Here is a 17609-nt window from a genome sequence, read left to right as displayed (position 1 = left end):
CTATTCAGTGAGTCTAGAAAACATGCTATACTGTTGAGGTTAGAAAGGGTGAAATTATGTCTTACGATGGATTTGTACTTCGTTCTGTCCTAAACGAGTGGCAAGAAAAACTTGTTGGTGGCAGAATTACGAAAATCAAACAACCGAGCGCAACCGATATTTATATGACGATTCGAAATCAACGTCAAAATATAACCGTACTTCTTTCCATTCACCCAAGCTTTGCTCGCATGCATGAAAGCACGAGTCCTGCGGGCGATCATCAAGAACCACCAATGTTTTGCCGAATGCTAAGAAAGCATCTTGAAGGTGGATTCATTAAACGGATTGAACAAACGGATCTAGAACGAGTGGCAACATTTACTATTGAATCAACTGATGAGATTGGCGATCGTGAAGAGAAGAAACTCATTGCTGAGATTATGGGTAAGCATAGCAACTTAGTCTTAGTTGCAGCGAATGGTAATATCATTGATGCGATTAAACATATTTCTCCAGCAGTAAACCGTCACCGAACGCTTTTACCAGGTCAAACGTATACGAGCCCTCCACAACAAGAAAAGCAAAATCCTTTGTCTGCAATGACTGATGATGTCTACCGGGCAATTGATTGGAACAGTGGCAAAATCGATAAGCAACTCGTTAGTCGTTTTTCAGGAATGTCTCCCCTCTTAGCAAAAGAAATTGTTGAGCAAGCAGGCATTGGCGATCGATCAACCCTTGCGAAATCTTTCTTAGACATGATGGAAAGGCTCAAGACACACACGATTCAACCGACGATCCATCAGTCTCCTCAAAATAAAGAGTACTTCTATCTTTTACCACTCTCACATATTGGCGGAGAGAAGACGACGTTTACGTCAACAAACGAAATGATTGCGCAGTTCTATAGTGGAAAAGCAGAACGAGATCGCGTAAAGCAGCAAGCGCACGATTTAGAACGTTTCTTAAAAACTCAGCGCCAAAAAAACGAGCGCAAGAAAAAGAAACTCCAACAAACTGAACAATCTTCATTAAAAGGATTAGAAAATCAAAAGCTCGGGGAGTTACTCACCGCTCACATGCATCTTATGAAACTAGGAGACCGTGACGTGGAAGTCGTTGATTATTACGACCCTGAAGGTCAAACGTTAACGATTGCACTTAACCCTGAAAAAAGTCCAGCTGACAACGCGCAGCATTACTTTAAGTTGTACAACAAAGCGAAAAGTGCCCAACACGCGGTAAAAGAACAACTTAAACAAACGGATGAAGAAATTCTTTACTTTGACAACTTAATTCAACAAATGGATTACATTTCTCAACATGAAGTCCAAGACATCCGAGACGAACTTGAAGAAGAAGGTTACTTGAAGCAGAAACATCGTGGCAAAAAGAAAAACAAGCCGCAAAAGCCAAAACCAGAGCGTTATGAATCAAGTGAAGGAATCGAAATTTTTGTTGGCAAAAACAATAAACAAAACGAATTTCTCACGATGCGTTTTTCAAATCGCAACGACACGTGGTTGCACACGAAAGACATTCCAGGCTCCCACGTTGTCATTCGAAGCGACAACTTCCAAGAAGAAACACTTCACGAAGCCGCTCAACTTGCAGCTTACTTCTCGAAAGCACGAGAATCTGGGAGTGTCCCAGTTGACTATACATTAATACGACATGTGAAAAAGCCGAGCGGTGCCAAGCCTGGTTTTGTTACGTATGACGAACAAAAAACATTGTTCGTCACACCAGAAGAACACGTCGTAAGGAAACTGAAGAAATAGGGGGAAACTTGCTTTGAAGTTAATTTTGAAACTGCTTCTAGGTGTTATCGGGGGTATTGTTGTTGGTCTTATCGCTGTTTCACTTCCGTCTTGGGTAATGGATGCGATCGTGACCTTCCAGATGATCTTTGGCCAATTTCTAGGCTTTATCATTCCTTTTGTTATTTTATTTTTTATTACGAGTGGCGTTGCGAGCATGGGCGCAGGTTCTGGCAAAACCCTTGGTCTTACGACGGGAATCGCGTATACTTCTTCGGTTCTGGCAGGTGTATTCGCACTTGTTATTGCTCTTGTCGTCTTACCATTATTCATTACTGAATCTGTTCCTATGGTCGGAGAAGAAGCAGGCTTCACTCCGTTATTTGAATTAGAAATTGATCCTGCACTCGGTGTAATTACCGCACTTGTGATGGCGTTTGTGTTCGGAATTGGTATTGCACGAACGAATTCACCGACATTAAAGTCATTTTTCGATGAAGGAAAAAACATCATTGAAAAGTTGCTTTGGAAAGTCGTTATTCCGTTCTTACCATTTTACATTGCAAGTATCTTTGCTGAAATGGCTGCAGACGGTACAGTTTGGGAAACACTTTCGTCATTTGCTCTCGTGTTAGTTTTAGCGATTGCTACGCATTGGTTATATTTAATTGGCGCCTTTACGATTGCCGGGTCTGTTGCTGGTCAAAATCCATTTTCAGCGCTTAAAAACATGCTACCAGCCTACTTTACAGGGGTCGGTACGATGTCTAGTGCAGCGACAATTCCAGTAACCGTCGAAGCAACGAAGAAGAACCGTGTTCGAGAAAGCATGGCAGAAACGGTCATTCCACTCGGCGCAAATATCCATTTAGCAGGTAGTACCATTACTATCGTATTAGCTGCAACAACGGTCATGATGATGTACGGCGATTTAGCAACACCAACTGTATTAGGGATGTTGCCATTCATCTTTGCCCTTGCCGTCATTATGATTGCAGCTCCTGGTGTTCCAGGTGGTGCGGTCATTGCTTCACTCGGATTACTCACGACGATGCTCGGATTTACTGAAGCTGCGGTCGGTATTATGATCGCCCTTTATATGGCACAAGACAGCTTCGGTACAGCAACGAACGTAACTGGCGACGGTGCGATTGCACTCCTCGTTGATCGCTTTGTTAACGGAAAACATTCTTAATTAGACTGTCAAAAGCCGTCTACGATTGAGATCGTAGACGGCTTTTTTATGCAATAACGGAACTTCTCCGCTCCATCATCACTGTACTTCGCCACTCCCCATTAAGCTTGGCGATATTCTCTCTTACACCAATATGTCGAAACCCACACTGCTCATGAATATGTATGCTCGCTTTGTTCTCACTAAGAATGACTGATTGCAACGTCCAGATCCCATGTTCTTCTGAACGTTCTATAAGTTCATTGATTAGCGTCTTACCAATTCCTTTGCCGTGCTGCGATTCGTCTACATACACGCTCACTTCTGCAACGCCTCGATATGCGTGACGTTTTGAGACCGGCGCAAGAGCCGCAAAGCCAACGACCCGTTCGTCAGTCACTGCCACACAACGACTATGGTTATGGTGTTTTTCATCCCATTCGGACCAAGAAGGCACCGTTGTTTCAAACGTTGCTAACAAAGAGTCAATTCCTGCTTGATAGATCGGCTGCATATGTTCATAATCTGATTGTACCATGTCACGAATCCTCAACAATAACTCCTCCTACAAAAAAGAAACCACAACTGTGGTCTCTATCGCCAATTTTCTGGCGTTTTTTGCCATTGCTTTAATTGTACTTGTTCTTCTCCTTGAATGACACCTTTTTTAATCGCTTGTTCAATCAATGTTTGAAAGTCTGTTAACGTATTGTGCGAGATGTTATGTTCAGCGAAGTTCTTCATACCAATCTTTAAACCGTAAGAAAAGATCGCTACGACACCAACAACGACGCCACCAGCTTCTTGAATTGCATTGGCAACATCAATGGAACTTTTACCGGTTGAAATAAGATCTTCAACGACGACAACACGATCACCTTTAGACAGCTTACCTTCAATTAAATTGCCTTTCCCGTGCTTCTTTGCACTTCCTCGTACGTAGATCATCGGCAATTCTAAGCGATCACTTACGATTGCTGCGTGTGGAATTCCAGCTGTTGCTGTTCCTGCAATCACATCACAATCAGCGTAGTTTTCAGCAATGACGTCCTTAAATCCTTCTGCAATCTCACTACGAAGTGACGGGTGTGATAGCGTAAGGCGGTTATCACAATAGATCGGCGCTTGTAATCCTGATGACCACGTAAAGGGGTCGTTCGGTTTTAAACTAACGGCTTCAATGTCTAATAACTCACTTGCAAGTTGTTGTTTACGATTCATGATGAAACACTCATTCCTTTCCATTGTGAAAGCATGGCTTCATAAGCTATGCGAGGATCGTTATGCTCAGTAATGGCACGTCCAACAACGATGGCGCTACTCCCTGAAATTTTTGCTTCTTCAGCTGTTGCTGCACGCTTTTGGTCATGCAAATTACTGTCATGATTACGAATTCCTGGTGTTAGTGTATAAAGATCATGCCCGAAAGTTTTCCTGAGCATCGCAACTTCGTGGACAGAACAAACGACTCCATCAAGTCCTGCTTCTACCGTTCGAGTCGTATAGTGATGAACCATCTGTTTAAGATTCTCTTGAATTAATAAGTCTTGTTTTAACATGTGTTCTGTCGTACTCGTCAGTGCAGTGACTGCAATGAGTTTTGGTCGATTTGCGCCTGCTGGTGTACCGGCTTCAATGCCTTCCCTTGCTGCTACTAACATTTCTTTTCCACCGATCGCATGAGTCGTAATCACATCCACGCCGAAAGATGCCAGTTGCTTCATCGTTTTGCCTACGGTTGTCGGAATGTCATGACATTTCACATCCAAAAACAGATGATGCCCTCGTTCTTTAAGATCGTGTACGAGCTTTGGTCCAGCTGAATAAAACAATTCCATCCCGACTTTAAGATCTGGTCTTACATCTTCGAATCTCTCTAAAAAATCCATCGCTGTTTTTTCATTATTCATGTCCAAGGCTATGAAAAGCGGTGCATGTGTCACAGTACCACACCTCTTCTCTGTAACTCTGACACTTGATTTACATTAAGCTGATCTAACCACGTTGGTAGTTCGTCAATAATTTCAATACAAGCAAACGGATTCGTAAAGTTCGCGGTACCGACAGCGACTGCATCAGCACCTGCGATCAAAAATTCAATCACGTCTTTCGCTGATTCAATTCCACCCATACCAATAATCGGTAAGTCTGTAACTTGCCTTACGTCGTAAACCATTCGAAGTGCAACCGGTTTTACCGCCGGACCTGATAAGCCGCCTTTTTCATTTGCTAAAATCGGCTTTTTCGTTCGCCAATCAAAGCGCATGCCGATGAGCGTATTAATCAGTGATAATCCGTCTGCTCCTGCATGTTCTACCGCTTTGGCTATTGCCGTAATGTCCGTGACGTTCGGCGATAGCTTCACGTACACAGGTTTGTTTGTCGCTTCTTTAATTAAGTTCGTTAGCATCGCTGCCTGTTCAGGATCCGTCCCGAACTGTATGCCACCCGTTTTCACGTTCGGGCACGAGATGTTAACTTCAAAAGCCCCAACATTACTGGACTCATTAAGGGTGTTGACAACCTTTACGTATTCTTCTGGAGAAGAACCGGATACATTCGCTAGAATCGGAACATCAAATTGTTCAAGAAACGGAAGTTCTTTGTCACGAACCGCTTGTGCACCAGGGTTTTGTAGCCCGATGCTATTGAGCATTCCTGACGGACTTTCTGCAACACGGGGCGTGTTGTTTCCAAAGCGTTGTTCACCAGTCGTTCCTTTAATCGCAATCGCACCGAGTAAACTTAAATCATAGAGCTCACTGAACTCTCGACCAAACCCAAAGCACCCTGATGCGGGCATGATTGGATTTTTCATCGATAAACCAGGCAAATTCACCGCTAAACGTTCGCTCATAGTAACACCTCGTTTGATTGGAATACAGGACCGTCCGTACAAATCTTGACATACGACGTTTCATCTTCAGTTTTGCACACGCAAGCGAAACAAGCCCCGATGCCACAGCCCATATGTTCTTCTAATGATACGTACACGGTTGTATCATGATGCGCGGCAGCTTTAACCGCTTTTAACATCCCTCTTGGCCCACACGTATAGATGTAAGTGGATGGTTGTTCGAGATTTTGCAAGGCATCAATGACAGTGCCCTTCTCTCCATAACTTCCGTCATCCGTCATAATCGTCACGTCCGTTGCTCGTAACTGCCTAAACGCCTCTTCATAAAAGACAGCGGCTTCGTTCTGAAAACCGAGAATGACTCGAAATGGTATGTTACGTTCTGAGAGACTACGGGCTGCAAAATACATTGGTGGTACTCCGACACCGCCACCGATCAGGGTTACTCCCTGATCGGTTGACGGTTCTTCTGTTGGAAACCCTTGCCCCCCAAGCGGTCCTAGCACTTGCAAACAATCGTTCGGTCGCACGTTCGTTAACGCCCTCGTCCCTTCACCTGTGCATTTGTAGACGAGTGTGCACGTACCGAGCTCTTGATTTACTGAGGCGATGCTGATAGGACGACGCAAAACGTGATGGCTAGAAGGAACTTTAATATGGAGAAACGTCCCAGGGCGATTCATTTCTTGAACGAGTTCACCACTTAAGATCATTTCATACGTCTCTTCAGCAATTTCTTGATTTCTTACGACCTTTAGAGGAACTGATTTCATACGTGTACCTCCTCTTTTGATGTTGCTTGCTGCAGTTTTGGCACTGGCTCTGTCGCAAAGCTCATCATTTCAAGCACGTGGAGAAGTGCAAATGCTGTATCCATTGATGTGAGACAAATGATTTCATGTTCGACCGCTTCACGGCGAATTCTAAATCCGTCTCTCGCTGGTTGCTTGCCTTTTGTAAACGTGTTGATGACAAGTTGGGCACCACCTTCACGGATGATCGATGAAATGTCTTGTTTGCCTTCACCAATCTTATGAACGTTTTGTACGGAGATGCCTTCGTTTTGTAAAACGTCCGCGGTTCCTTTCGTTGCGAGCAGTTGGAATCCGAGTCGGTCGAAGCGATGAGCCAATTTGATCGCTTCATCTTTATCTTTATCTGCAATCGTGAACAAGACGTTGCCTTTTCTAGGAATGTTCATCCCTGAAGCGACTAAGCCTTTGTATAACGCTTTTTCTAATGTTAAATCGCGACCGAGCACCTCACCTGTTGATTTCATTTCAGGTCCTAAATGAATGTCAACTCGGCGCAACTTCGCAAAGGAGAACACAGGTGCTTTTACCGCTACACGATCCGGCTCAGTGTGATATACCTCATCGTAACCGAGTTCTTTTAACGTTTTTCCTAAAATGACGTGTGTTGCAATTTGTGCCATCGGTACGCCTGTCATCTTACTTAAGAACGGAACTGTGCGACTCGCTCTAGGGTTCACTTCAATGACATACACTTTGTCGTTATAAAGAACGAATTGGATGTTGAGTAGACCAACAATGTCTAAGCCTCGAGCTAACTTTACCGTCTGATCAATGACTTCTTGTTTCGTTGTCGCAGACAACGATTGCGGAGGATAAACTGCAATCGAGTCACCAGAGTGAACACCTGCACGTTCAATGTGCTCCATCATACCTGGTATAAAGACGTGTTCACCATCCGAAATGGCACCAACTTCTATTTCTTTTCCGTAGAAGTAACGATCGATCAACACCGGGTGCTCGCTATGCACGTGAACTGCTTCTTCCATGTACGTGCGCAGCTCATTTTCATGTTCAACAATTTCCATCGCCCGACCCCCAAGTACGTACGACGGACGAACGAGCACTGGGTAGCCTAATGTGTTCGCAGCAACGACTGCCTCTTCCACTGACGTTGCCGTTTTCCCTGGTGGCATCGGTACATCAAGTGCTTTTAATGCGCGCTCAAATTTATCACGATCTTCTGCTGTGTCCATCGCTTCAAGCGACGTTCCTAAAATCTTCACGCCCGCATTGGCCAGTTTCTCCGCAAGGTTGATCGCTGTTTGACCTCCGAATTGAACGACGACTCCTTCAGGCTGTTCTAAATCAATGACGTTCATTACTTCCTCAAACGTTAATGGTTCAAAGTAAAGCTTATCTGACATACTGAAATCCGTTGAGACCGTCTCAGGATTGTTATTAATGATGATCGATTCATAGCCTGCTTGCTGAATCGCCCAAACTGCGTGAACTGTTGCATAGTCAAACTCAACACCTTGACCGATTCGGATTGGACCTGATCCTAAGACGAGAACGGACGGTCGATCGGTTTTGAATGATTCATTTTCTCGCTCATACGTACTGTAGTAGTACGGCGTTTTTGATTCAAATTCTGCGGCGCACGTATCGACCATTTTGAAAACTGGTGCCAATTGATGTGATTTTCTTACGTCTCGAACGTCCATCTCTGACACGTTCCAAAGTGAAGCGATCACTTTATCTGAGAAGCCATTCTCTTTTGCGACAGCTAAAACCTCTTTATCATTCGGTTTCGCTTCGATCGCTTTGTGGAGTTGCACGAGTCCTTCAATGTGCATGAGGAAAAACTCATCGATTTTTGAGTGCTTATGCAATTGGGCAATTGTATACCCTCTTCTAAATCCTTCTGCTACCGCATAAAGCCTTTCATCATCAGCAACTTCCCATTGCTCGATCAGCTCTTGATCACTTTTTTGTTCGTAGCGGGGTACTAAGAGATGATCTTCTTTCATGTCTAAGGAGCGAATGCCTTTAAGTAGCGATTCCCCAAACGTACGTCCGATTGACATGATCTCACCGGTCGCTTTCATTTGTGTACCGAGCTTACGGTTTGCAGACGAAAACTTGTCAAATGGCCAACGAGGGATTTTCGTTACGATATAGTCTAATGCTGGTTCAAAGCTTGCATAGGTTCGTTCCGTCACGGGGTTTTTAAGCTCTTGCAAATAGTAACCAACAGCGATTTTTGTCGCTAGTTTAGCAATTGGATACCCAGTCGCTTTTGATGCAAGCGCGGAAGAACGACTCACTCGAGGATTTACTTCAATCACGTAGTATTCATCACGATCAGGGTCATGTGCAAATTGCACGTTGCAACCCCCTTCAATACCAAGGGCGCGGATAATCGTTAACGAGGCATCACGCAGTCGTTGGTAGTCACGATCGTTTAACGTTTGTGAAGGGGCTACAACGATTGAGTCTCCCGTGTGCACCCCGACAGGGTCAATGTTTTCCATGTTACAAACGACGATCGCATCGTCATTTGCATCACGCATCACTTCGTATTCGACTTCTTTCATTCCGGCAATGCTTTGTTCAACGAGGCATTGATTCACTGGGCTGTAGGAGAGGCCTGACTCAAGTGTCTCCGCTAGCTCTTCAAACGTCTTCGCAATTCCCCCACCCGTTCCACCGAGTGTGTAAGCTGGACGAACGATAACCGGCAAGCCAACGGTCTTCGCAAATGCCATCCCGTCATCGATGGTATGAACGATCTCACTTGCAGGAACTGGTTGGCCGAGTTCGTGCATGAGTGAGCGGAATGCTTCACGATCTTCTGCTTTTTCAATTGCTACGAGGTCTGTCCCGAGTAATTCTGTTCCATACTGTTCTAGAACACCGTGATTGTTTAGTTCCATCGCTAAGTTTAAAGCTGTTTGACCACCCATTGTCGCAATTAAACCGTCTGGTCTCTCTTGGCGAATAATTCGAGAGACGAACTCAAACGTCAACGGCTCAATGTACACTTTATCTGCCATATTCGTATCAGTCATAATCGTTGCAGGGTTTGAGTTAATCAGCACCGTCTCGTACCCTTCTTCTTTTAACGCTTGGCAAGCTTGTGTCCCTGAATAATCAAACTCTGCCGCTTGACCGATTACGATGGGTCCTGATCCGAGTACGAGTACTTTTTGAATATCTTGACGTTTAGGCATTTTTCGTCATCTCCTACTGGTTGTAAGATTCGGTTCATAAATTGATCAAACAAATCGTTTGCGTCCATTGGGCCTGGTGCTGCTTCTGGATGATATTGCACACTAAATGCACTTTGATCTTTCAGTTCTACGCCTTCTACAGAACCATCGTTTACTGCCACATGCGTTACGATTAGCGGTGTGTTTTCAAGTGACTCTCGTTTAATCGCAAACCCGTGATTTTGCGCAGTCATCGTTACTTTCCCAGTTGGAATATGTTTAACGGGATGATTGGAACCACGGTGTCCGAACTTCATTTTTTCCGCTTCGGCTCCGAGGGCAAGACACAGCAGTTGATGCCCGAGCAAATACCGAAGATCTTCGTCTTGCCGACGAGTGCTTTTACCGTTTCAACGGCCTCTTTGACATCTCTTGGATCTCCTGGTCCGTTTGAGAGCATTACTCCATCAGGATTTTCTGCTAACACATCTTCTGCTGAGACATTAAACGGAACGACTTTTACTTCACAACCGCGCTTTAGTAGTTCTCTCATAATATTCTGTTTCGCTCCGTAGTCGATTAAGACAACCTTTGGTCCTCCTCCACCTGGAACGGTATATGTATTTTTAGTAGAAACACTTTCCACTTGATTCGTAAGGGGCGCTTTTGATTTTAGGCGATTGATGACGTCTTCTTCATTTACTTCACCGTTGCAAATGATCGCACGAACGGTTCCTTTTTCACGAATACGCTTCGTTAATTCACGAGTGTCAATTCCTTCAATTCCTGGAATGTCAAAGCGTGTTAGTAATTCATCAAACGATTCTTCACTCTTCCAGTGATTTGGATAAGGTGAACGAGATTTCACAACAACACCTTTTACAGCAGGAACGAGCGTTTCAAAGTCTGAACGATTGACTCCGTAGTTACCGATCAAAGGGTACGTAAAGGTAATGATTTGGCCTGCATAGGACGGGTCTGACATAATTTCTTGATAACCAGTCATTCCAGTATTAAAGACAATCTCCCCACTCTGTTCTTTGTCACTTCCAAATCCTGTGCCCGTGAATACAATCCCATCTTCTAAAATTAATTTGCGTACCATTTACATCACTCCTTTAAGTTCCTGAACTAAATTTGCACGTACCACTGCATTGATTATTGCCATTCTACAAAATACTCCGTTTTCCACTTGCGTAAAAATTCTTGATTTATGACACTCTACGAGCTCTGAGGCAATCTCAACGTCTCGATTAAACGGCCCTGGATGCATGATAATGCTCGTTTCTTTCATCGTTTCTGCCCGCTCAACTGTTAGTCCGTAAGCTTCGTGATAATTTCTCATATCAAGCGTTTCAACATGACGTTCATGTTGAACTCGAAGCATCATGACAACGTCGGCGTTTGCGACTGCTTCATCTACCGTCATCACGTTCAGTGATTGATCCACTCGCTTCGTCCATTCACTAGGTCCAGCGACAATCACTTCTGCACCGAGTTTCTGAAGAGCGCTAATATTCGAACCAGCAACTCTGCTGTGTAACACGTCTCCGATGATTGCAACGCGAACACCTTGAAAGGTACCAAACTCTTCGTAAATCGTGAACATATCAAGAAGAGATTGCGACGGGTGTTGACCACTTCCGTCGCCTCCATTAATGATTGGTATCGATATGTCTTGTAATTGATTGTAATAATTGTTTTCAGGGTGTCTGATAACAACAGCCGCTGCTCCAAGAGCTTGAAGCGTTCGAACCGTGTCGTACAGCGATTCACCTTTTTGAATGCTTGAGTGGTCACAATCGACATTTAGCGGTGTATAACCCAGTCGTTTTTCAGCAGCTTCAAATGACAATTTCGTTCGAGTACTCGGTTCATAAAACACATTTGCAATAAACGCTTCGGATGATGCTTTGAATCCATTTTGTTTTTTGCAACGCTTTGCTTCCTCAAGTAACTCATAAATGTCCTGCTTTTCTAACTGCTCCATCGTTGTAAAGTGACGCATCGTTGACCACTCCTCACTAAAATTGTGTTAGCCGTTGTTTTGATCGTCTTCAACACTTTCGAACAATTGACCATTTCCGTAACCGATCGTTTTATTCGGTAATACTCCGTGTAAGATCATGCCGATAAACGTTGCTAGTGCCATAGAAGGAATCACTAGGTCTTCTGTAATTTCAATGAACGCTCCGCCAATTCCAATGACGAGTATAGTAGAAGCGATGACTAAGTTTCTGTTCTCTGACATGTCCAAACGATTTTCTACGATCAGACGAAGACCAGATGAAGCGATAATCCCAAAGAGCAAGATGGAGACACCACCCATGACTGATACAGGAATACTTGCGATTAAGGCTTCAATTTTTCCGGAGAAGCCGAACACGATCGCAAACACGGCTGCACCACCGATAACAAATACGCTAAACACTTTCGTAATCGCGAGCACTCCGATATTCTCCCCGTACGTCGTATTTGGTGGACCCCCGACGAAACTGGCAATGACTGAGGCGATCCCATCACCGAGTAGTGAACGATGAAGACCTGGGTCTTTCAAAAAGTTGCGCCCTGTAATTTTACTTAGTACCATTTGATCTCCGATGTGTTCTGCCATCGTCACAAGGGCAATCGGTGCCATAATCCCGATAATCGCAAGTGAGTAAATCGGATCAACCGTAATGTACGGAATTGCAAAGTCTGGAATGTGGAACCACGGAGCTTGTTGGACCGGCGTTAAGTCGACAAGCCCAGCAAAAATGCTAATCACATAGCCTGTTACGAGTCCGATCAAGACCGGGATGAGTCGTAAGAAACCTTTAAAGAAGACCGATGAGACAATCGTTACTGTAAGCGTAATGAGTGCGATCGTAAAGTGTAATGCCGTATCGACATATTCACCTGTACTTGCGTCATAATTCATCGCCATCTCGATGGCCGTTGATGCAAGTCCTAAACCGATAACCATAATGACGGGCCCGACGACGATTGGAGGTAAAAGCTTTAGTAACCAGTTCACACCAAATGCCATAATAAGTAGTGATGTGAGTCCGTAAACAATTCCGGCTGAGAACGTTCCGAGCATGACCGCACCAGGTCCACCAAACGTCATCGCACTTATGAGCGGGCTAATGAATGCGAATGATGATCCGACGTAAGCAGGAATCTTTCCTCTCGTCGTGATCAAGTAAGCGATTGTCCCGAGACCACTCGAAACGAGGGCAACGGAAGGACTTAAACCGGTTAATACCGGGACTAAGATTGTGGCGCCAAACATGGCGAATAAGTGCTGCATGCTAAGAATGATCCATTTTGCGAGTTTAGGGCGTTCGTGTATGTCTAATACTGGCTTCATGTTTACCTCCATAAAAAATCTCTTTACCCGGCGGCAAAGAGATGGACCTTGAGTTACACGTAGCCATATGAGCTAATTTGAGTGTAAACAAGGTAAACCTCTTCTCAGCCTCTCGGGACTGGGTTAAAGAGTATTCATTATTAGTTTGTAATGCTAACGAGATCGACTTGATCACTTTCTTCTAACTGTACCTGAATCGTCTCACTGGACGACGTCGGTATGTTCTTTCCTACAAAGTCTGCTCGTATCGGTAGTTCTCGATGCCCTCGATCAATCAATACTGCTAATTGAATTTGCGAAGGTCTCCCTATATCCATCAATGCATCCATCGCTGCTCGTACAGTACGTCCTGTATACAAGACATCATCCACAAGAATAACGCGTTTACCATCAACCGATACTGGCAAATCAACGTGATGAATCTCTGGTTCTTCTTTCTTTTGCGTTAAGTCATCTCGGTACAACGTAATGTCCATGGAACCTACTGGAACTTCAATGCCTTCAATACGTTTTAAATTGCTTGCTAAACGCTGTGCTAGTGGATATCCTCTCGTTCTGATCCCGACTAAAAGTACGTCTTCCATTCCTTTGTTCTTCTCGAGCATCTCATGAGAAATCCGTGTTAATGCTCTTCGCATTGCCGCTTCATCAAATAGTGTCTGTGTCCGGGTTGTCATGAAAGAATCTCCTTTCGCCCTACATATAAAAAACCCCTGCTCCGTAATAGAGAGGGGTTGAGTATACATATTCAGAAAACAGACGTCACCTAGGACGTGTCTTCTACGTATCCTTCTCAGCCTCTCTGGACTGTGTTAAAGGGCTATTTTATTTCTACCGTTATTATTTCATTGAACGTATTTTTTGTCAATGCTCTGATGAATGTTCTAAATTGTAGATTAATTGCTCCATATCATCAGGAAGTTCTGCGGTTACAGTTACTGTCTCTTCAGTCGCTGGATGAATAAATGAGAGTTCCTTTGCGTGTAGTGCTTGCCCTTCAATTGGCAATGTCTTCTTTGGACCGTATTTCGGGTCCCCAGCAATTGGATGGTCAATGTATTCCATATGAACACGGATTTGGTGCGTTCTTCCTGTCTCTAGTTGACATTCTACGCGCGTGTAATTTTTGTACCGTTTGATGACGGTAAAATGTGTAATTGCTTCACGTGAGTGGGCGTCTGTTACCGTCATCTTTTGACGATCGTGGTGATGACGCCCAATCGGTGCATCAATCGTTCCAAATTCGTGTGCAATCACACCGTGAACGATCGTTTCATACGTACGCTTTAACGTACGCCCTTGCAATTGTTGCACAAGATGTTGATGCGCTTGATCCGTTTTTGCAACGATCAATAGCCCGCTCGTATCTTTATCAATTCGATGAACGATACCCGGTCGCATTTCCTCATTCAACGTCGACAATTGCATTTTTAAACCGAGCAAAGCATTGACGACAGTACCGCTTGGATGCCCTGGTGCAGGGTGAACGACCATGCCTCTTGGTTTGTTGATCACGAGAACATGCTCATCTTCATAGCGGATGTCGAGTGGAATGTCTTCTGGGACTGCCTCAAGTTGTTCTTTTTCTTTTGGAATTACAGTGACACGATCACCGTCTTGTACTTTGTAGTTGCTTTTCACATTCGCACCGTTTACCGTTACGTGATTTTCATTAATCCAGTCCTGAATTGTCGTTCTAGATTCTCCTGTTCTTGTAACGATAACTTTGTCTATACGGGTTCCCGCTTCTTCGATAACCCATTCGAATTTACTCATGACTACTTTGCTCCTTTTTCTCTTTCCGATCTTGCATAAACATTAAAATGAGCAAGAAAATCACACCAAGAGTTAATGCTGCGTCTGCGACATTAAAAATTGGAAAGCTATAACTTCCAATGTACACATCGACAAAATCAACAACTTCACCTCTAAACAACCGGTCAATAAAGTTACCGATCGTTCCGCCTAATAAAACACCAAGCGCTATACCGTATCCGCGATGTTCTTTAATAAGCTTAGGCATGTAATAAATGATTCCGACGACAACGACCGCAGTTACGATAAAAAACAACCACATTTGCCCTTGTAAAATTCCAAATGCTGCCCCCATATTTCGATGTGAGGTAATATGTAACACTTGTTCAATGATCGGAATCGATTCCCCAATTTCCATGTTGCGATCGACAATAATTTTAGTTAGCTGATCAAGTCCGATAATGACTAACGCAATCAGATAGTATAATGCGATCAACTTTGTCTCTCCTTTACAAGGAAAATGGCGGCAGATAATTACTGCCGCTCTTCTCCTTCAATTTCATTTGTAAAGTCATCGTCTGGAGGCTTGACGACGTGTACGTGTTCCGCTCCATGATACCCTTCGATCCCAGTACTTGCATAGCGCTCAAACTCCTCAGTAAATCCAGCTCTTTCTCAACCCAAAAGTCGCTCGTCGCGCTTTCATGATAACTCTGATCTTCAGTCGTATTCATCAGTGCTTCCCACATATCTACTCCGTCAGAAGCGACCTGACCACCACTATACGGACTCGGATTTCCTTGTGCCGTTCCAAGAAAGACGCCGCTTTGATCTGCAGGTTTCTCCGGATTCACAACTGTACGCGCCGTTGGATTGGCTAGAAGTCGTTCTTTAGGAATCTCAGCACCTGTCTCTTCACAGATCCCATACGTACCGTTTTCAAATTTCTTTAAGGCATGAACAATTTCTTCGTGTTCAACGTGGCGATGCATATGAAGCGCATCATCTTTACTTGCCTCATAAAAAATATCCGCAGAATCGGCAGGATGATTGTCAAACACCGACAATTCATTATCCCGCCCATCTTCTTCGTGGGCATGTTCTCGTCGCTCAATGTCTTTTTTGCGTTCTTCTAAATCATGCTTTATTTGTTCCATCCAAGACACGTAAATTCCTCCCTACAAAGTTAGTTTCTCTTCATAGGGAGCCATTTAACCGAGGCTTATTTTGCCGTTTCTTCCAAAATCGCAGGGTCATACGTCTTTACAACATCTGCACAACGTGTACAAAGTGTGTTGAAGCTTTCATCTTCACCCACATCTTCTTTCACGTGCCAACAACGTTCACACGCATCACCTTCAGCTTTTTGTACGGAAACATTCGTTTCTTCGCCTTTAACAAGCTCAAGTTGCGAAACGATAAATAACTTCTCAGGGTGACTCATCTCGTTTAACATTGCATAAGCTGTTTCATCCACAGTAAGAACGAGCTTTGCTTCTAATGATTTACCAATGACTTTGTCTGCCCTTGCTTCCTCTAATGCCTTTAGCACAACGGTACGGACGTTTAACAAGTGTGCCCAGCGTGCTTCGCGTTCGCTTTCGTTCTCAATCGTAAATACGTCAGGCATCTCTGTAAGTTGAACATAGTCTGTTTCACGATCTTTAATGAAACACCATGCTTCTTCAGCCGTGTATGGTGTAATTGGTGCAAGTAATTTTGTAAGTGCAACAACGCTATCGTAAAGCACTGTTTGCATCGCTCTTCTTTCGGCATCATTTTCATGATCACAATACAATGCATCTTTGGCAACATCCATATAGAATGCACTTAAATCGATTGAACAGAAATGATGCAACGCTTGATACGTCGTCCCAAAAGCATACTCCCGATACCCTTTCTGAGCACGTGAAATGACATCATTCAGACGTTGATACATGAACAAATCCACGTCATTCATGTCGCTCATCTTAACCCGATCGGTTGCTGGATCAAAGTCACTTAAGTTTCCGAGCATAAAGCGAAGTGTGTTACGAATTTTACGGTACGTTTCAGACACTTGTTTCAAAATGTCATCGGATACACGAACATCCGATTGGAAGTCTGTTGAAGACACCCACAAACGTAAAATATCAGCACCGAGTTGCTTCATCACTTTCGCAGGATCAATAACATTCCCGAGTGATTTCGACATCTTTTCGCCTTTACCGTCAAGCGTAAAGCCGTGGCTCAATACCTTTTTGTACGGTGCATCACCTGTTACGGCAACGCTCGTTATGAGGATGAGTTGAACCATCCACGGTATTGGTCACTACCTTCAAAGTAAAGATCAGCAGGACGGTGCTGGTCGTCACGTTCTTCTAAAACACCTTGGTGTGAAGAACCTGAGTCGAACCAAACGTCCATAATATCTGTTTCACGCGTGTAGTTACCATTTGGGCTTTTCTCAGAGGAATAACCGCTCGGCATTAAGTCTTTTGTCTCCCAATCAAACCAAATGTTTGATCCGTGTTCACGGAACAAATCAGCCACATGTGCAATTGTCTCATCTGTAATAATTGGAGAACCGTCTTCTTCGTAGAAGACCGGAATTGGAACGCCCCAAACTCGTTGACGGCTAATACACCAATCACCACGGTCGCGAATCATATTATGAAGACGTACTTCTCCCCACTTCGGTTGCCAATCCACACGTGCAATCGCGTCTAAAAGTTCTTGACGCATGTTCTCAACAGAGACAAACCATTGCTCAGTCGCACGGT

At 44.1% G+C, this 17609-nt stretch carries 15 protein-coding genes and 2 pseudogenes; 2 read left to right on the top strand and 15 right to left on the bottom strand.

What is annotated here, in order from left to right; genetic code table 11:
* Positions 1 to 56: 56 nt before the first annotated feature.
* Both JCM19038_RS05610 and JCM19038_RS05605 read left to right on the top strand, forming a co-directional pair.
* Positions 57 to 1763, top strand: a complete 1707-nt coding sequence (locus tag JCM19038_RS05610; protein WP_042415499.1) for an NFACT family protein — start codon at positions 57 to 59, stop codon at positions 1761 to 1763.
* Between the two features lie 13 nt (positions 1764 to 1776).
* Positions 1777 to 2937 carry a dicarboxylate/amino acid:cation symporter gene (locus JCM19038_RS05605; RefSeq protein WP_042415497.1) on the top strand — a complete coding sequence of 387 codons (1161 nt, stop codon included), beginning with the start codon at positions 1777 to 1779 and terminating at the stop codon, positions 2935 to 2937.
* 46 nt (positions 2938 to 2983) lie between these two features.
* Here the strand turns inward: JCM19038_RS05605 and JCM19038_RS05600 are convergent, their stop codons facing one another.
* The 15 genes and pseudogenes from JCM19038_RS05600 to JCM19038_RS25365 all read right to left on the bottom strand — a co-directional run.
* The gene (locus JCM19038_RS05600) at positions 2984 to 3469 is read right to left on the bottom strand and encodes a GNAT family N-acetyltransferase (RefSeq protein WP_238554292.1); all 486 of its coding nucleotides are present in this window, start codon (positions 3467 to 3469) and stop codon (positions 2984 to 2986) included.
* 41 nt (positions 3470 to 3510) lie between these two features.
* Complete coding sequence (gene pyrE / locus JCM19038_RS05595; protein ID WP_042415494.1) at positions 3511 to 4137, bottom strand: orotate phosphoribosyltransferase; 627 nt, start codon at positions 4135 to 4137, stop codon at positions 3511 to 3513.
* On the bottom strand, positions 4134 to 4859 hold the full coding sequence (pyrF, locus tag JCM19038_RS05590; protein ID WP_042415491.1) for an orotidine-5'-phosphate decarboxylase: 726 nt from the start codon (positions 4857 to 4859) through the stop codon (positions 4134 to 4136). The genes pyrE and pyrF overlap by 4 nt, the downstream gene beginning before the upstream one ends.
* Positions 4856 to 5773 (bottom strand): dihydroorotate dehydrogenase, encoded by a 918-nt coding sequence (locus JCM19038_RS05585; protein ID WP_042415488.1) that lies wholly within the window; start codon positions 5771 to 5773, stop codon positions 4856 to 4858. The genes pyrF and JCM19038_RS05585 overlap by 4 nt, the downstream gene beginning before the upstream one ends.
* Positions 5770 to 6546 (bottom strand): dihydroorotate dehydrogenase electron transfer subunit, encoded by a 777-nt coding sequence (locus tag JCM19038_RS05580; RefSeq protein WP_042415485.1) that lies wholly within the window; start codon positions 6544 to 6546, stop codon positions 5770 to 5772. Before JCM19038_RS05580 ends, JCM19038_RS05585 begins: the two co-directional genes overlap by 4 nt.
* Positions 6543 to 9761 (bottom strand): carbamoyl-phosphate synthase large subunit, encoded by a 3219-nt coding sequence (gene carB, locus JCM19038_RS05575; protein ID WP_042415482.1) that lies wholly within the window; start codon positions 9759 to 9761, stop codon positions 6543 to 6545. Before carB ends, JCM19038_RS05580 begins: the two co-directional genes overlap by 4 nt.
* Positions 9704 to 10845 (bottom strand): annotated as a pseudogene (carA, locus tag JCM19038_RS05570) (glutamine-hydrolyzing carbamoyl-phosphate synthase small subunit). Before carA ends, carB begins: the two are co-directional and overlap by 58 nt.
* Positions 10846 to 11748 (bottom strand): aspartate carbamoyltransferase catalytic subunit, encoded by a 903-nt coding sequence (locus JCM19038_RS05565; protein ID WP_042415479.1) that lies wholly within the window; start codon positions 11746 to 11748, stop codon positions 10846 to 10848.
* 27 nt (positions 11749 to 11775) lie between these two features.
* Positions 11776 to 13092 (bottom strand): uracil-xanthine permease family protein, encoded by a 1317-nt coding sequence (locus JCM19038_RS05560; protein WP_238554291.1) that lies wholly within the window; start codon positions 13090 to 13092, stop codon positions 11776 to 11778.
* Between the two features lie 140 nt (positions 13093 to 13232).
* A complete protein-coding gene (gene pyrR, locus JCM19038_RS05555) occupies positions 13233 to 13769 on the bottom strand; it encodes a bifunctional pyr operon transcriptional regulator/uracil phosphoribosyltransferase PyrR (RefSeq protein ID WP_042360210.1) in 537 nt (178 codons plus the stop codon).
* A 187-nt stretch (positions 13770 to 13956) separates the two neighbouring features.
* Positions 13957 to 14868: an RluA family pseudouridine synthase gene (locus JCM19038_RS05550; protein WP_042415474.1), complete on the bottom strand. Its 912-nt coding sequence runs from the start codon at positions 14866 to 14868 to the stop codon at positions 13957 to 13959.
* Entirely contained in the window at positions 14861 to 15340 is a 480-nt protein-coding gene (lspA, locus tag JCM19038_RS05545; RefSeq protein WP_042360275.1) for a signal peptidase II, read from the bottom strand. The genes JCM19038_RS05550 and lspA overlap by 8 nt, the downstream gene beginning before the upstream one ends.
* A gap of 16 nt (positions 15341 to 15356) precedes the next feature.
* The gene (locus tag JCM19038_RS20420) at positions 15357 to 16004 is read right to left on the bottom strand and encodes a TraR/DksA C4-type zinc finger protein (protein WP_238554299.1); all 648 of its coding nucleotides are present in this window, start codon (positions 16002 to 16004) and stop codon (positions 15357 to 15359) included.
* A gap of 65 nt (positions 16005 to 16069) precedes the next feature.
* The gene (locus JCM19038_RS23365; protein WP_238554298.1) at positions 16070 to 16291 is read right to left on the bottom strand and encodes a zinc finger domain-containing protein; all 222 of its coding nucleotides are present in this window, start codon (positions 16289 to 16291) and stop codon (positions 16070 to 16072) included.
* Between the two features lie 51 nt (positions 16292 to 16342).
* A pseudogene (locus tag JCM19038_RS25365) lies at positions 16343 to 17571 on the bottom strand (class I tRNA ligase family protein); the annotation flags it as partial.
* Positions 17572 to 17609 lie beyond the last annotated feature (38 nt).

The sequence above is a fragment of the Geomicrobium sp. JCM 19038 genome (genome assembly GCF_000698125.1).
GTDB lineage: Bacteria > Bacillota > Bacilli > Bacillales > Marinococcaceae > Geomicrobium_A.
This window is presented reverse-complemented; position numbering and strand designations above follow the sequence as displayed.

Bases quoted from the DNA above. Each gene is read 5' to 3' on its own strand.
- pyrE (WP_042415494.1), bottom strand. From the start codon at position 4,137: ATGAATCGTAAACAACAACTTGCAAGTGAGTTATTAGACATTGAAGCC.
- JCM19038_RS05565 (WP_042415479.1), bottom strand. From the start codon at position 11,748: ATGCGTCACTTTACAACGATGGAGCAGTTAGAAAAGCAGGACATTTAT.
- JCM19038_RS05585 (WP_042415488.1), bottom strand. From the start codon at position 5,773: ATGAGCGAACGTTTAGCGGTGAATTTGCCTGGTTTATCGATGAAAAAT.
- JCM19038_RS23365 (WP_238554298.1), bottom strand. From the start codon at position 16,291: ATGAGTCACCCTGAGAAGTTATTTATCGTTTCGCAACTTGAGCTTGTT.
- pyrR (WP_042360210.1), bottom strand. From the start codon at position 13,769: ATGACAACCCGGACACAGACACTATTTGATGAAGCGGCAATGCGAAGA.
- carB (WP_042415482.1), bottom strand. From the start codon at position 9,761: ATGCCTAAACGTCAAGATATTCAAAAAGTACTCGTACTCGGATCAGGA.
- JCM19038_RS05580 (WP_042415485.1), bottom strand. From the start codon at position 6,546: ATGAAATCAGTTCCTCTAAAGGTCGTAAGAAATCAAGAAATTGCTGAA.
- JCM19038_RS05610 (WP_042415499.1), top strand. From the start codon at position 57: ATGTCTTACGATGGATTTGTACTTCGTTCTGTCCTAAACGAGTGGCAA.
- JCM19038_RS05560 (WP_238554291.1), bottom strand. From the start codon at position 13,092: ATGAAGCCAGTATTAGACATACACGAACGCCCTAAACTCGCAAAATGG.
- JCM19038_RS20420 (WP_238554299.1), bottom strand. From the start codon at position 16,004: ATGGAACAAATAAAGCATGATTTAGAAGAACGCAAAAAAGACATTGAG.
- JCM19038_RS05550 (WP_042415474.1), bottom strand. From the start codon at position 14,868: ATGAGTAAATTCGAATGGGTTATCGAAGAAGCGGGAACCCGTATAGAC.